We start from the raw sequence: 12,187 nt of genomic DNA on the forward strand, positions 1-12,187 counted from the left end.
TCGAGAGCATCATGGTGGTGACGTCGGCTGTGATGTTCCGGGCGTTGTGGACGACTCCGGGCGGGATCAGGAACGGTTGCCCGGCATGGATGGTCAGGGTGGGCCGGTCGTCCGGTGACGGCGCGGGGACGCTCCCGGGCGGTCGCGTCCCCGCACGCGCGGTCAGCGGTCGGTGAACAGGGCGGCGTACCGGGTGAGGTAGAGCGGCCATCCCTCGTCGTGGCCCACGCCGTCGCGGACGGACTGCCAGCCCGGGCCGTGCCGGTCGAGGTGGCGGTGTTCCAGTTCGACCCGGGTGCGGTGCGGGGTCTCGGCCACGAAGCGCACCTCGACCTCGCTGGTGTTGTCCGGGTCGGTCTCGACCTGCCACTGGGGGCTGATGTCCCAGCTGAACACCACCCGGTCCGGCGGCTCGTAGGCGAGCACGCGCGCCCAGCGGCACTCGCTCCCGTCGACGCCCCGGTCGTAGATGTGGCCGCCCACCTTGGGCTCGAACACAGTTTCCGCGATCGCCGCGCCGAGCAGGTTGTGCTCCGGCGGCTTGAAGTCACCGAACCGCTCGGTGAACACGGTGAACGCCCGTTCCAGCGGCGCCTCGACGACGATCTGCCGGCGGACCGCCGGGGCTGTTGTCTCGGTCATGGGGTCTCCTCGGTCGGTTGGTCGACGGCGTCGCGGTAGCTGTCCAACGCGCGGTGCCAGAACGTGTCGAGCTGGTCCCGTAGCGCGGCCACGCCCGCCGGGTTGAGCCGGTAGACCCGGCGGGTGCCGGCCGCCTGGTCGGTGACCAGCCCGGCGTCCTTGAGGACCTTGAGGTGCTGGGACACCGCCGGCCGGCTGATCGGCAGCTCGTCGGCGAGTTCGCCGACCGCACGGGGCCGCTCGGCCAGGCAGGCGACGATGGCACGCCGGGTGGGGTCACCCAGCGCGTCCCACCCGTCGCCCCTTTGGTAAGTAGCCACGAACGTAAGCTACGGCTTACCGAAGGGGGAGTCAAGACAGCCAGTCGCGGATGCCGGCGAGCGCGGTGGGGCCGTAGTCGTCGTCGACGTCGCGGGCGAGGTCCGCGACGGAGACGGCCCGGAGGGCGTCGCGCCAGGCGGCGTCGGCGCCGGCCATCGCAACGTCGCCAACTCGCCGACCTTCGACGAGGCCTCGCTCGACTTCTTCCGCACCTCCATGAACAACCTGCTGGCCGCCGGGGAGCGCGCCGGCGCCCGGCACCAGGTGGTCCTCTCGATCGTCGGGGTGGACCAGGTGCCCCAGCTCGACTACTACCGTGCCAAGACCCTCCAGGAGGACCTGCTCCGGCAGGGGCCGACGCCGTACTCGATCGTGCGGGCCACCCAGTTCTTCGAATTCGTGAACGCGGTCCTGTCCTGGACCTCCGACGACACCACGGTTCGCCTGCCCGCCACCCGCATCCAGCCGATGGCCGCCGCGGACGTCGTCGACGCGGTCGTCGACGTCGCCACCGGCGCGCCGCTCAACGGCATCCGCAACGTCGCCGGCCCGGACGTCTTCACCCTCGACGACCTCGGGAGGGTCACCCTGGCCGCACAGGGGGACGACCGGAACGTCGTCGTCGACGACACAGCCGGCATGTTCGCGGTGGTCGACGGCGACGTGCTGACCGCGGGCCCCGACGCGCACCTGGCGCCCACGCACTACCGGGACTGGATGCGGGCCAGCCACTGACCCGGCCGGGGCCGTCAGTCGACGGCGTCCGGGGCGGGCGGCTCGCGGAGGCGCGCGACCAGCTCGCGCGCCGCCTCGGTGAACGGCTGCTCGGACTCGGCAGGCCGGTGCCCCTGGATCGGCGGCGGGACGCTGTCGCCCGGCGGCGCCACCACGGCGGCCGGATCCCGCAGCCGGCGGTCCACCGCCGCGGCCGGCGCGGCCGGCGGGCCGCCGGAGAAGATCCAGCCGCCGACGGGGTCGGTCGCGCGCCAGAGGTTCACCCACCGCCAGCCGACCCGCGCGCCGATCTCGTGCAGCGCCTCGTCGTCGACATAGGCGGGGAAGAGCCGGGCGTAGAGGCGGCGCAGCGGTGACCCGTAGGTGAGCAGCGCGACTCGGCGGCTGATCCCCGGGGGCAACTGGAGCACCGTGGCGGCGGCCAGGACCGAGCCGTGGCTGTGGCCGGTGAGCAGCACGGCGTTGCCGGACTCGACCAGGAAGGTGATGCGCCGCGCCAGCTCCGGCACGGCGCGCTCGGCGTAGCAGGGCGGCGCGAACGGGTGGGCGGCCCGGGGCCAGAACGTGCCGAGGTCCCACAGGATGCCGACGTGACGCCTGAACTCGACGGTCCGGTAGGCGAAGATCGCGCCGAGCACCAGGCCGAGGATGATCGCCGCGATCACCCAGCTGCCGAACGCGATGGCGAAGGTGACCAGGTCGGCCGGCACCCCCGCGTACCGTTCGATGACGTCACCCGGCCACAGCTCCACCCGGCCGAGTGTGGTGGTGGCCGTGCCGATCCCGGCGAGGCAGGCGTAGACCACGGCCAGCGGTATCAGAATCTCGGTGAACCGCGCCCGGGCCACCGCCTTCCGCACCTGCCGCAGCCGCGGTCCGGCCTCCGGCGGCGGGTCGGGATGGTCGCGGGCGACGGCCGCCGCCGCGGCACGGAGCCGGCCCGGCCGGGAGAACAGGGTCACCAGGCCCGCCACGACCAGGGTGATCAGCACGGCCCGGAAGAAGCCGAAGATCGCCCAGGTGTACGCCCGCGACGGTCCGGCGGTGATGGCCGCCCCCGTCGGCGCGTCGCGGTCCAGGAAGTCCGCCACCCGGTAGACCAGCTCGGCGGAGTATGCCACCGCCAGGCTGATCGCCGCGGCCGCCATCGCCAGCGCTCCCAGCCCGAGCAGCGGGGTGCCGCCCGACCCTCGGTCCCGGCGACACAGCAGCACGGCGCCCAGGGTGGCCAGCAGCGCCGTCTGGGTGACGAACAGCCAGGTGAGGATCGCGTCGTAGCCGGGCAGGCCACCCCCCGCCCGCCAGGGCGCCGGGGCGGTCAGGACGTGCGCCGTGACGACGACGGTCAGCACCAGGGCGATGGTCCGCAGCGTGCTGGTGATCCGGTCGAGTCGTCGGTCCGTGGCGGCCCGGTCGATCAGCGGCGGCGTGCAGAGCAGGACGGCGCAGGTGACCAGGACCGCCCCGGTGACGACCGCCAGCGCCACGGTGCCGGCCGAGGCGCCGGATGCGGCCCGGGCGGCGAGCAGCGTGACGTCGAGCGTCGCGAACGCCGCCGCGACGTGGATGGAGCGCAGCCGGCCCACCAGCGGCTCGGCGTCCCACCGGCCGACCGTGCCGAGCTGATGGGCGGACACGTCGGCCTCGGGAGCCCGGAACGCCTCGAACACCCGCCCCGGGCGGGTACTGGCCCGCCAAAGCAGGCCGACGGCGGCGGCCGGCACCAGCGCCAGCACCGCCAGCCGCAGCCCGACCGGCCGCCCACCCAGCCAGGACAACCAACTGCGCCCGGTCAGGCAGTGCGGCGACGCCGTGCACTTCCACGCGATCAGGTCCAGTGCCACGCCGGCGCACGCGAGCACGTACAGCGCGGTGAGCGTGAGCCCCAGCAACCGGCACAGCGACCGGACCGTCACCTCGGAGCCGCGGCCCGGCGGACGCATCCAGATCGCCACGTTGACCAGCATGAACGGCAGCAGGAACACCAGCGACAGGGTCCGGGCCACGGTCCCGGCGGGCAGGTCACCCCAGCGGTACGCCTCCAGCGTCACCCGCCCGGCCCCGCCGGCGCCGGGCTTGCGGCGGGCGGGCCGGTAGAAGCCCCCGCTGCGGTCGCCCGCGACCTGCTCGATCTGCGCCAGGTCGAGGACCTGGCCGGCGCTCGCCCGGGAGGCCCCGTGCACCCGCAGCTCGACGACGTCGCCGGCCGCCGCCGGCCCGCCCCGCGCTGCCGCGTCCGACATGGGCCCCCCGAGTCGTCTCCTGGGGGCCAGACCGGGTGAACCCGGCCGAGGAGGGCCCCGCCGCTCGGGGCGGTCTACCCCGCCCGGCCGGGCACAACCGCGTCACGGCGTCAACTCCGGGCCGGCCCGCCGCGGGCCCTCCGGACCCGCCCGGCGCGGTCCCGGTCACCGTGCCGGCGGGTCGTAGCGCGTCGCCGGAGCGGGCACCCCGGCCGGCACCCACGAGCTGATCGACGCGCTCGGCATGGCCACCGAGGCCGGCCTCGGCGCCGGGGACCTGCCGGGCGCCCGCCGGTGGGCCCGGCAGCTCGCGGATCATCCGTTGCTCGCCGAGGTCGGCCACCGTGCCACGAGCTGGCTGCTGGTGGCCGACGCGTTCGCCGGCAACGTCGACGAGGTCCTGACCGGCAGCGCCCGGTTCCTGGAGGCGTGGCAGCGGGCCGGCAGCCCCGCCCGGTCGGTCCTCGGCCCGGCCGTGGCCGGTGTGGCGATGATCCACGGCCTGCGCGACGACCACGACGCCCGGCGCGAGTGGGACGCGGTCCTGCGACGGCTGGGCACCCCGCCGGAGCACGTCTACGGCTACGGCGCGGTCTTCGACGCCATGCTCCTGCTCCATCAGGGGCGGGCCGGGGAGGCGTGGGAACGGCTGGTCCCCGAGCCCGGCGACGTCTGGGAGTGGGTCACCTGGATCTGGCTGCACTGGTACGTGGCGCTGCGTGCCGAGGCGAGCGTGCTCGCCGGGAACCCCGACGCCGGCGAGCGGCTGGCCGGGCCCCCATGGCCGCCCGCTGACCTCGAAGCGCAACCAGTGGTTGCGTGATACCTGCCTTCCGGGTAGCGTCATGCGCAACCAAACGTTGCAGGAGGGTGTCATGGAGTTCGGGACCATCGAGCGCGAGATCTACGTCGAGGCGTCGCCCGAGATCGTCTTCGAGGTGGTGAGCAGCCCCGACCACCTCAGCCAGTGGTGGCCGGACGACGCCCGGTACGACCCGACACCCGGGTCGACGGGAGAGATCGTCTTCGGCGACCGCGACGCCGGCGGGACGGCCGTGCCGTTCACCGTCGTCGACGCGCGACCGCCGCGGACGTTCTCGTTCCGGTGGACCCACCCGGCCGGCGAGGTGGCGGCGGAGGGCAACTCGCTGCTGGTCACCTTCGACCTGACCCCGTCGGGCGCCGGGACGCTGCTCAGGATGACCGAGACCGGCTTCCGCGAGCTGGGCTGGGAGCTGGCCGTGCTGGAGCAGCAGTACCGGGAGCACGTCACGGGCTGGGACTTCTTCCTGCCGCGGCTGGCGCCGTATGCCGCGACGCTGCGAGTGCGGGCATGAGCACCGGGGTCCTGGAGCAGGTCGACGACGAGCTCTGGTCCGCCATCGGTGACCCGACCCGGCGCCGGATGCTCGACCTGCTGCTCGTCGAGGGTGACGGCACCGCGACCACGCTCAGCCAGCAGATGCCGGTCACCCGGCAGGCGGTGGCCAAGCACCTCGGCGTCCTGGACCGGGTCGGCCTGGTCCGGGGGACGCCGGCCGGCCGCGAGAAGCGCTACCGGGTGAACGACGCGCAGCTCGCCCGCGCGGTGGCCCAGCTGTCGTCGGTCGGGTCGGCGTGGGACGCCCGGCTGCGGCGGATCAAGCGGATCGCCGAGACGATCCAGCGCAACCGGACGGACTGACAAGAGGAAGAGGGAGTCGAGATGGTGGACATTCTGCACCGGGTGGGGGTCAAGAGCCCGACCCCGGACAAGGTGTACGACGCGCTGACGACCGTGGAGGGCCTCGCCGGCTGGTGGACCGACGACACGAAGGGCAGTGGCGAGGTCGGCGGCGTCCTGGAGTTCCGGTTCCTGCCCGGCGGCTTCGACATGGAGGTCGTCGAGCTGCGGCCCGCCGAGCGCGTGGCCTGGCGGGTGGTCGACGGTCCCGAGGAGTGGATCGGGACCACGGTCGACTGGGAGCTCCGCCAGGACGGCGACTACACGATCGTGCTGTTCGCGCACCGGGGCTGGCGGGAGCCGGTGGAGTTCATGCACCACTGCAGCACCAAGTGGGGCTCGTACCTGATGAGCCTGAAGTCGCTGGTGGAGACCGGTGCGGGCGCACCGTCGCCGCGGGACACGCAGATCAGCGACTGGCACTGAGGCGGGTCGCCGCCTCCCCGTGACCGACCAGGGGCGACCGTGCCGTCGGTGACGCCGTTCGAAACCAGGCCAACCGGGTACACGCCGGCCGCGCCCGCTGTCGCCGGGCGGACGGACGGAAGGAACGGCCATGACCAGGATCGGCATCATCATCGGCAGCACGCGTCCCGGTCGGAACGGGGAGACCGTGGCCCGGTGGGTCCACGAGATCGCCGCCCAGCGCGACGACGCCCACTACGAACTCGTCGACATCAAGGACTTCAACCTGCCCCACCTCGACGAGATGGCGCCCCCGTCGCTCGGCCAGTACACCCAGCCGCACACCCTGCGGTGGGCCGAGAAGATCGCCTCGTACGACGGCTACGTGTTCGTCACGCCGGAGTACAACCACTCCACCTCCGGCGCCCTGAAGAACGCGATCGACTTCCTCTACGCCGAGTGGAACAACAAGGCGGCCGGGTTCGTCAGTTACGGCAGCGTCGGCGGCACCCGGGCCGTGGAGCATCTCCGCCTGGTGGTCGCCGAGCTGCAGATGGCGGACGTGCGGGCCCAGGTCGCGCTCTCCCTCTTCACCGACTTCGAGAACTTCAGCGTCTTCAAGCCCAGCGAGCACCAGGTCGGCGCGGTGAACATGATGCTCGACCAGTTGGTGGCCTGGAGCGGCGCCCTGGCGACCCTGCGGTCGGGCACGACGATGGCCACCCCGCAGTCCCACGCGTAGCGGCCGGACCGGTTCCACCGGCCCGACCGATGAGTCCCGGCCGGTGCCGGAGTCTGCCGAGGGACGGATCACGGAGCGAGAGGGGAGAGCGTCCCATGGGCAAGCTGGTCGTGACGGAGTTCGTGACGCTGGACGGGGTCGCGCAGGCGCCGGGGCAGCCCGAGGAGGACCGCGCCGGCGGCTTCACCCACGGCGGGTGGCAGGCGCCGCTGGTGGACCACGAAACCGGCGAGGCCATGTTCGCGCAGGCCAGGGGCATGGACGCGCTGCTGCTGGGCCGCCGGACCTACGACATCTTCGCCGGCTACTGGCCGACGGCGCCCGCGGAGATCCCGTTCACCGGGCTGCTCAACCGGGTGCCCAAGTACGTGGCGAGCCGCACGCTGCAGGAGCCGCTGGGCTGGGAGGGCTCGACGCTGCTCGGCGGTGACCTCGCCGAGAACGTCGCCGAGCTGACGGACCGCCACGACGCGCTCCACGTGATCGGCAGCCTCGACCTCGTGCAGTCGTTGCTGCGCCTGCGCGTCGTGGACCGGCTGCACCTCTGGCTCTACCCGCTGACGCTGGGCGCCGGCAAGCGGCTGTTCGCCGACGGCACCATGCCGGCGGCGTTCCGGCTCACCGAGTCGGTCGGCCATCCCAACGGCACGCTGCAACTGACGTACGAGGCCGCGGGACGGCCGACCTACGGCAACCTCGCCACCTAGGGCACCGGGCCGGGGGCGGCGGTCAGTCCAGGCAGAACTCGTTGCCCTCGGGGTCGGTCAGCACGATGTGGCCGGCGCCCAGCGGGGGTTCGGGCTCGTAGCGGCGCACCCGCTTCGCGCCCAGCGCGACGAGCCGGTCGCACTCGGCCTCCAGCGCCGCCATCCGCTCCTCGCCCTGCAGCCCGGGAGCGGCACGGACGTCGAGGTGGACGCGGTTCTTGGCGACCTTGTCCTCCGGCACCTGCTGGAAGAACAGCCGGGGCCCGTGCCCGTCCGGGTCCTCGATGGCCGACCGCGTGTTGCGCTGCGCCTCCGGCACGCCGACCCGGGCCAGGAAGTCGTCCCACGCGGCGAGGGGGTCGGCGCCCTCGGGCAGGTCGACTCCGGGCGGGCCGGGGTGGACGTAGCCCAGCGCGTCCCGCCAGAAGGACGACAGCGCCCGCGGGTCGTGGGCGTCGAAGGTGACCTGGAAGTGGCGGCTCATCGGGTTGCTCCGTTCGTCGCGGTCTGCCGGTGCCGATGTCGCCTACTCTGACACCCCTGGCGGACAGGATCGGTCCGCTATCTCGGACAGGATGGCGGCATGGGCGTGGCGGGCGGCGACGAGCGGGGCACGACGGAGCGCGTGCTCACCCTGCTCGGGCTGCTCCAGCAGCGCCAGGTCTGGACCGGTCCCGAGCTCGCCGACCGGCTCGGGGTCACGTCGCGGACGATCCGGCGGGACGTCGAGCGGCTGCGCACGCTCGGCTATCCGGTGCACGCCGGCCAGGGCGTCGGCGGCGGCTACCGGCTCGGCCCCGGGCGGGCCCTGCCGCCGCTGCTCCTCGACGACGAGGAGGCGATCGCCACCGCCGTCTCGCTGCTCGCCGGCGCCGGCGGCGCGGTCGCCGGGGCGGCCGACGCCGCACTCCGGGCGCTGGCCAAGCTCGACCGGGTGCTGCCCACCCGCCTGCGGCACGACGTGCGCGCGCTCGCCGGCTCGGTGGAGTCCTTCGGCGGGGGCCGCCCACCGGCCGACCCCGAGGCGCTCATGACGCTGGCCAGAGCATGCCGGGACGAGGTCGAGGCCGGCTTCGACTACCCGTCCGGGAGCGAGGTGCGACGGCGGCGGGTCGAGCCGTACCGCCTGGTCGCCTCCGACCGGCGCTGGTACCTCCTCGCCTACGACCTCGACCGCGGCGACTGGCGCAGCTTCCGGATCGACCGGATGACCGACGTGTCCGCCCGGAGCTGGCGCTTCCGCCCGCGTGTGGCGCCCGACGCGGCGACGCACGTGCAGGAGGGGGTGGCGAGCCGGGCCTACCCGCACCGGGCGCGCTTCCTCGTGCACGCGCCGGCCGACACGGTACGCGCGCAGATCCCGGCGTCGGCGGCCGTGGTGCGGGAGCGCGACGGCGGGCGCTGCGAGGTGCTCAGCGGCGCCGGCAGCCTCGACTTCGTGCTCATGCACGTGCTGCTGCTGGGCCACGGCTTCGAGGTGCTCGACCCTCCGGAGCTGCGGGGGCGCTGTCGCGCCCTGGCGGAGCGGCTGCTGGCGGCCGGTGCGACGACCGCGCCGGCGCCCGGCCCGGCGGCGTCGTGAGCCGGTACGCCGACCCGGCGCTGGTCAACCGGCCGGCGGGCGGGGGCCGGTGGCCCGCAGCCGGTCGGCCAGTTCGCGGACGGCCTCGTTGTGCCGCGGATCCGACGCGCCGGGCAGGTGCCGGACGATCGGCGGCGGGACGGTGTCACTGGGCGGGGCGACCACGTCCCGGGGGTCCCGCAGCCGCCGGTCCACCGCCCCCGCCGGCCCGCCGACGGCCGGCGGGTCCCCGGGCCGGTGGGGGGAGAACACCCAGCCGCCGATGGAGTCGGTGTCCCGCCACAGGTTGATCCACCGCCAGCCGATCCGCCGGCCGATCTCGTCCAGCACGTCGGCGTGGACGTAGGCGGGGAACCAGTGGGCGTACAGCCGGGACAGCGGCGACCCGGACGTCAGCAGCGCCACCCGCGCGCAGACCTCCGGCGGCAGTTGCAGCACCGTCGCGGCGAGCAGGACCGAGCCGTGGCTGTGCCCGGCGAGCAGCACGCTCTGCCCCTGCCCGGTCAGGTAGCTGATGCGGCGGCTGAGTTCGGGCACCGCCCGCTCGGCGTAACAGGGCGGCGCGAACGGGTGCGCCGCCCGGGGCCAGAAGGTGCCGAGGTCCCACAGCACCCCGACGTAGCGGCGGAACTCGGGGGTGCGGTAGGCGAACAGGCCGCCCAGGACCAGCCCCAGGATCGCCGCGGCGATCACGTAGCTGCCCAGCCCGATCCCGAAGTTCACCAGGTCGGCCGGGATCGGCGCCCAGCGGTCGATGACGTCCCCGGGATACCACCGGGCCAGGCCGAGCGTGCTGGTGGCCAGCCCGAGCCCGGCGAGAGCGGCGTAGGTGAGGACCAGCGGGGTCACCCGCTCGGTGAAGCGGGCCCGCGCGATGACCTTCTCGGTCTGCCGCAGCCGCTCGGCGGCCTCGGCCGGCGCGTCGGGGTGGTCGCGGGCCACGATGCCCGCGGCGGCCCGCCGGCGGGCGGGCCGGGACGCCAGCGCCACGACGACGCCGGCCGCCGCGGCGACCGTCACGGCCAGGAAGAAACCGAAGATCGCCCACTTGTACGCGAGCGGCGGGCTGGTGGCCAGCCGCGCGGAGGTGGGCGCGCTGCGGTCCAGCAGGTCCGCCACCCGGTAGACCAGTTCGGCGGAGTACGCCACCGCCAGCCCGGCGGCGACGGCGTCGATGACCGGGGCGCCGAGCGCACGCAGGCGTGACCCGCCCGGCAGCCGGGGACGCGCCCACAGCACGGCCGCCCCGAGGACGACCAGGAGGACGGTCTGCGTGGCGAAGAGGAGGGTGACGATCTCCCCGTACCCGGGCAGGCCCGTCCCGGCGGCCCAGGGTCCGGGCTCGGCCGCCACGACGACCACGACGGCGCCGGTGAGCAGGCACGCCGTGGTCCGCAGGAGGCGCAGGTTCCGTTCGACGCCCGGGGCGGGCGTGGTGCGGTCCAGCAGCGGGTGGGCGCAGACCAGCACCACGCACGCGGCCAGCACCGCCGCGGTCAGCCCCAGCAGCACGGCGGTCACGACCGACGCCCGCCCCCCGGCCGAGCGCGCGACGAGCAGGACGGCGTCCAGCGTGGCGAAGGCCGCGGCGACGTGGATCGCCCGCAGCCGGGACACCAGCGGCGCGGCGTCCCACTGCCCGACCGCCGTGAGCTGGTGCTCGCCGGACACCGTGGCCGGGCCGCGGAACGTCGAGTACGTCCATCCCGGCCGGCTGCTCAGCCGCCAGACCAGGGCCACCGCCGCGATCGGGAAGAGGGCGAGCACCGCCAGCCGCAGCCCGGCCGGCCGCCCGCCGAGCCAGGACAGCCAGTTCCGGCCGGTCAGGCACTGCGGCGAGCCCATGCACTTCCAGGCGATCAGGTCCAGCGTCACCCCGGCCACCGCGATCACGTACACCGAGGTGAGCGTCAGCGCGAGCAGCCGGCAGAGCGCCTTCACGGTCACGGCGGCCAGCCCGGCGCCGGGCGGGTGCATCCAGATCGCCATGTTGCCGAGCATGAACGGCAGCAGGAACACCAGGGACAGCGTGCGGACCGCCTTGCCGGCGGGAAGGTCCCGCCACAGGTACGCCTCCAGCAGCACACCGCCCGGCCCGGTCGTGTCCGGGTAGCCGGCCCGTGGCCGGTAGAAGCCGCCGCTGCGGTCACCGGCGACCTGCCGCACGTTCGGCCGGTCCAGCACCTGCTCGGCGCCCGCGCCCGAGACGCCGTGCACCCGCAGCTCCACGACCTCGACCGGCCGTTCGTCCGCGCCCATCGGCGTGTCCGACATCGATCTCCCGTCGCAGCGACCCGAGCCGGGCGGCGACGCGCGCGCCCGCGGGTGCGGTCTACCCGTTCCGCGCCCGATCAAGGGCGGCGCGGACGAGGCGGCGGGATGCCGGGAAACCGGGCGGCCGGCAGGTGCGGGGGCAGTAACGTGGCGGGCGGAGGCCCGCCGCCCGACCAGCCCAGGGAGGCCGCGATGAGCACGACGGACGCCCGGAGCGACGACGCGAGCGGCACCATGGACCTGAAGCTCGAGGTGGTCGTCCTCCCGGTGTCGGACGTCGACCGCGCGAAGGAGTTCTACGGGCGCCTCGGCTGGCGGCTCGACCGGACGCCGCCGGGCATCGTCCAGTTCACGCCGCCGGGCTCGGGGTGCTCGATCCAGTTCGGCCCGACCCTCACGGCCGCCGCCCCGGGGTCGGCGAAGGGCTACCTCGTGGTGTCCGACATCGAGGCCGCCCGCAGCGACCTGGTCGCCGCCGGCGTCGACGTGAGCGGGGTCTTCCACGTGGGCCCGAGCGGCCCGGTCGGTGGCCGGGACCCGGAGCGCCGCAGCTACGTCTCCCGCGCCTCGTTCACCGATCCCGACGGCAACGACTGGCTGCTCCAGGAGATCACCACCCGGTTGCCCGGGCGGATGGCGGCGGACAAGACCTCGTACACCTCCGCCACCGACCTGGCCGGCGCGCTGCGCCGTGCCGCCGCCGCGCACGGCGAGCACGAGAAGCGCATCGGCGCGACCGACGAGAACTGGCCCGACTGGTACGCGGCTTACCTGGTGCGCGAGCAGGCGGGCGAGGACCTACCCACCTGACCG

At 74.5% G+C, this 12,187-nt stretch carries 15 protein-coding genes; 9 read left to right on the plus strand and 6 right to left on the minus strand.

The window, feature by feature from the left end:
- Positions 1–162 precede the first annotated feature (162 nt).
- Genes ABZS80_RS07180 through ABZS80_RS07190 form a run of 3 tightly spaced genes read right to left on the minus strand, consistent with a single transcriptional unit; the run spans position 163 to position 1,119 of the window.
- Positions 163–642 carry an SRPBCC family protein gene (locus ABZS80_RS07180; protein WP_355054891.1) on the minus strand — a complete coding sequence of 160 codons (480 nt, stop codon included), beginning with the start codon at positions 640–642 and terminating at the stop codon, positions 163–165.
- A complete protein-coding gene (locus tag ABZS80_RS07185) occupies positions 639–962 on the minus strand; it encodes a metalloregulator ArsR/SmtB family transcription factor (protein WP_192579628.1) in 324 nt (107 codons plus the stop codon). Before ABZS80_RS07185 ends, ABZS80_RS07180 begins: the two co-directional genes overlap by 4 nt.
- Before the next feature lie 31 nt (positions 963–993).
- Positions 994–1,119: a hypothetical protein gene (locus ABZS80_RS07190; RefSeq protein WP_355054892.1), complete on the minus strand. Its 126-nt coding sequence runs from the start codon at positions 1,117–1,119 to the stop codon at positions 994–996.
- A 60-nt stretch (positions 1,120–1,179) separates the two neighbouring features.
- On the opposite strand from ABZS80_RS07190, the gene ABZS80_RS07195 reads away from it, so the two are divergent.
- On the plus strand, positions 1,180–1,698 hold the full coding sequence (locus ABZS80_RS07195; RefSeq protein ID WP_355054893.1) for a hypothetical protein: 519 nt from the start codon (positions 1,180–1,182) through the stop codon (positions 1,696–1,698).
- A gap of 14 nt (positions 1,699–1,712) precedes the next feature.
- Here the strand turns inward: ABZS80_RS07195 and ABZS80_RS07200 are convergent, their stop codons facing one another.
- Positions 1,713–3,941 (minus strand): hypothetical protein, encoded by a 2,229-nt coding sequence (locus ABZS80_RS07200; protein ID WP_355054894.1) that lies wholly within the window; start codon positions 3,939–3,941, stop codon positions 1,713–1,715.
- 244 nt (positions 3,942–4,185) lie between these two features.
- Between ABZS80_RS07200 and ABZS80_RS07205 the strand changes: the two genes are divergently transcribed.
- The 6 genes from ABZS80_RS07205 (at position 4,186) to ABZS80_RS07230 (ending at position 7,518) form a co-directional block, all read left to right on the plus strand.
- Complete coding sequence (locus ABZS80_RS07205; RefSeq protein ID WP_355054895.1) at positions 4,186–4,764, plus strand: hypothetical protein; 579 nt, start codon at positions 4,186–4,188, stop codon at positions 4,762–4,764.
- 52 nt (positions 4,765–4,816) lie between these two features.
- Complete coding sequence (locus ABZS80_RS07210) at positions 4,817–5,278, plus strand: SRPBCC family protein (RefSeq protein ID WP_355054896.1); 462 nt, start codon at positions 4,817–4,819, stop codon at positions 5,276–5,278.
- Entirely contained in the window at positions 5,275–5,625 is a 351-nt protein-coding gene (locus ABZS80_RS07215) for a metalloregulator ArsR/SmtB family transcription factor (protein ID WP_355054897.1), read from the plus strand. The genes ABZS80_RS07210 and ABZS80_RS07215 overlap by 4 nt, the downstream gene beginning before the upstream one ends.
- A gap of 21 nt (positions 5,626–5,646) precedes the next feature.
- Positions 5,647–6,090: an SRPBCC domain-containing protein gene (locus ABZS80_RS07220; protein ID WP_355054898.1), complete on the plus strand. Its 444-nt coding sequence runs from the start codon at positions 5,647–5,649 to the stop codon at positions 6,088–6,090.
- 130 nt (positions 6,091–6,220) lie between these two features.
- On the plus strand, positions 6,221–6,811 hold the full coding sequence (locus tag ABZS80_RS07225; RefSeq protein ID WP_151462683.1) for an NAD(P)H-dependent oxidoreductase: 591 nt from the start codon (positions 6,221–6,223) through the stop codon (positions 6,809–6,811).
- Positions 6,812–6,906: 95 nt separating this feature from the next.
- Positions 6,907–7,518, plus strand: a complete 612-nt coding sequence (locus ABZS80_RS07230) for a dihydrofolate reductase family protein (protein WP_151462682.1) — start codon at positions 6,907–6,909, stop codon at positions 7,516–7,518.
- Positions 7,519–7,540: 22 nt separating this feature from the next.
- Here the strand turns inward: ABZS80_RS07230 and ABZS80_RS07235 are convergent, their stop codons facing one another.
- Positions 7,541–8,002: a VOC family protein gene (locus ABZS80_RS07235; protein ID WP_355054899.1), complete on the minus strand. Its 462-nt coding sequence runs from the start codon at positions 8,000–8,002 to the stop codon at positions 7,541–7,543.
- Positions 8,003–8,101: 99 nt separating this feature from the next.
- On the opposite strand from ABZS80_RS07235, the gene ABZS80_RS07240 reads away from it, so the two are divergent.
- A complete protein-coding gene (locus ABZS80_RS07240) occupies positions 8,102–9,100 on the plus strand; it encodes a YafY family protein (RefSeq protein WP_355054900.1) in 999 nt (332 codons plus the stop codon).
- A 24-nt stretch (positions 9,101–9,124) separates the two neighbouring features.
- Here the strand turns inward: ABZS80_RS07240 and ABZS80_RS07245 are convergent, their stop codons facing one another.
- Complete coding sequence (locus ABZS80_RS07245; RefSeq protein ID WP_355054901.1) at positions 9,125–11,374, minus strand: hypothetical protein; 2,250 nt, start codon at positions 11,372–11,374, stop codon at positions 9,125–9,127.
- Between the two features lie 192 nt (positions 11,375–11,566).
- Between ABZS80_RS07245 and ABZS80_RS07250 the strand changes: the two genes are divergently transcribed.
- Positions 11,567–12,184, plus strand: a complete 618-nt coding sequence (locus ABZS80_RS07250) for a VOC family protein (RefSeq protein ID WP_355054902.1) — start codon at positions 11,567–11,569, stop codon at positions 12,182–12,184.
- Positions 12,185–12,187: the final 3 nt, after the last annotated feature.

The sequence above is a fragment of the Micromonospora sp. NPDC005305 genome, assembly GCF_040607315.1.
GTDB lineage: Bacteria > Actinomycetota > Actinomycetes > Mycobacteriales > Micromonosporaceae > Micromonospora.

Excerpts from the sequence above, each read along its gene's own strand:
- ABZS80_RS07215 (WP_355054897.1), top strand. The coding sequence starts at position 5,275 with ATGAGCACCGGGGTCCTGGAGCAGGTCGACGACGAGCTCTGGTCCGCC.
- ABZS80_RS07205 (WP_355054895.1), top strand. The coding sequence starts at position 4,186 with ATGGCCACCGAGGCCGGCCTCGGCGCCGGGGACCTGCCGGGCGCCCGC.
- ABZS80_RS07235 (WP_355054899.1), bottom strand. The coding sequence starts at position 8,002 with ATGAGCCGCCACTTCCAGGTCACCTTCGACGCCCACGACCCGCGGGCG.
- ABZS80_RS07240 (WP_355054900.1), top strand. The coding sequence starts at position 8,102 with ATGGGCGTGGCGGGCGGCGACGAGCGGGGCACGACGGAGCGCGTGCTC.
- ABZS80_RS07195 (WP_355054893.1), top strand. The coding sequence starts at position 1,180 with ATGAACAACCTGCTGGCCGCCGGGGAGCGCGCCGGCGCCCGGCACCAG.
- ABZS80_RS07180 (WP_355054891.1), bottom strand. The coding sequence starts at position 642 with ATGACCGAGACAACAGCCCCGGCGGTCCGCCGGCAGATCGTCGTCGAG.
- ABZS80_RS07190 (WP_355054892.1), bottom strand. The coding sequence starts at position 1,119 with ATGGCCGGCGCCGACGCCGCCTGGCGCGACGCCCTCCGGGCCGTCTCC.
- ABZS80_RS07200 (WP_355054894.1), bottom strand. The coding sequence starts at position 3,941 with ATGTCGGACGCGGCAGCGCGGGGCGGGCCGGCGGCGGCCGGCGACGTC.
- ABZS80_RS07220 (WP_355054898.1), top strand. The coding sequence starts at position 5,647 with ATGGTGGACATTCTGCACCGGGTGGGGGTCAAGAGCCCGACCCCGGAC.
- ABZS80_RS07245 (WP_355054901.1), bottom strand. The coding sequence starts at position 11,374 with ATGTCGGACACGCCGATGGGCGCGGACGAACGGCCGGTCGAGGTCGTG.
- ABZS80_RS07225 (WP_151462683.1), top strand. The coding sequence starts at position 6,221 with ATGACCAGGATCGGCATCATCATCGGCAGCACGCGTCCCGGTCGGAAC.
- ABZS80_RS07210 (WP_355054896.1), top strand. The coding sequence starts at position 4,817 with ATGGAGTTCGGGACCATCGAGCGCGAGATCTACGTCGAGGCGTCGCCC.
- ABZS80_RS07230 (WP_151462682.1), top strand. The coding sequence starts at position 6,907 with ATGGGCAAGCTGGTCGTGACGGAGTTCGTGACGCTGGACGGGGTCGCG.
- ABZS80_RS07250 (WP_355054902.1), top strand. The coding sequence starts at position 11,567 with ATGAGCACGACGGACGCCCGGAGCGACGACGCGAGCGGCACCATGGAC.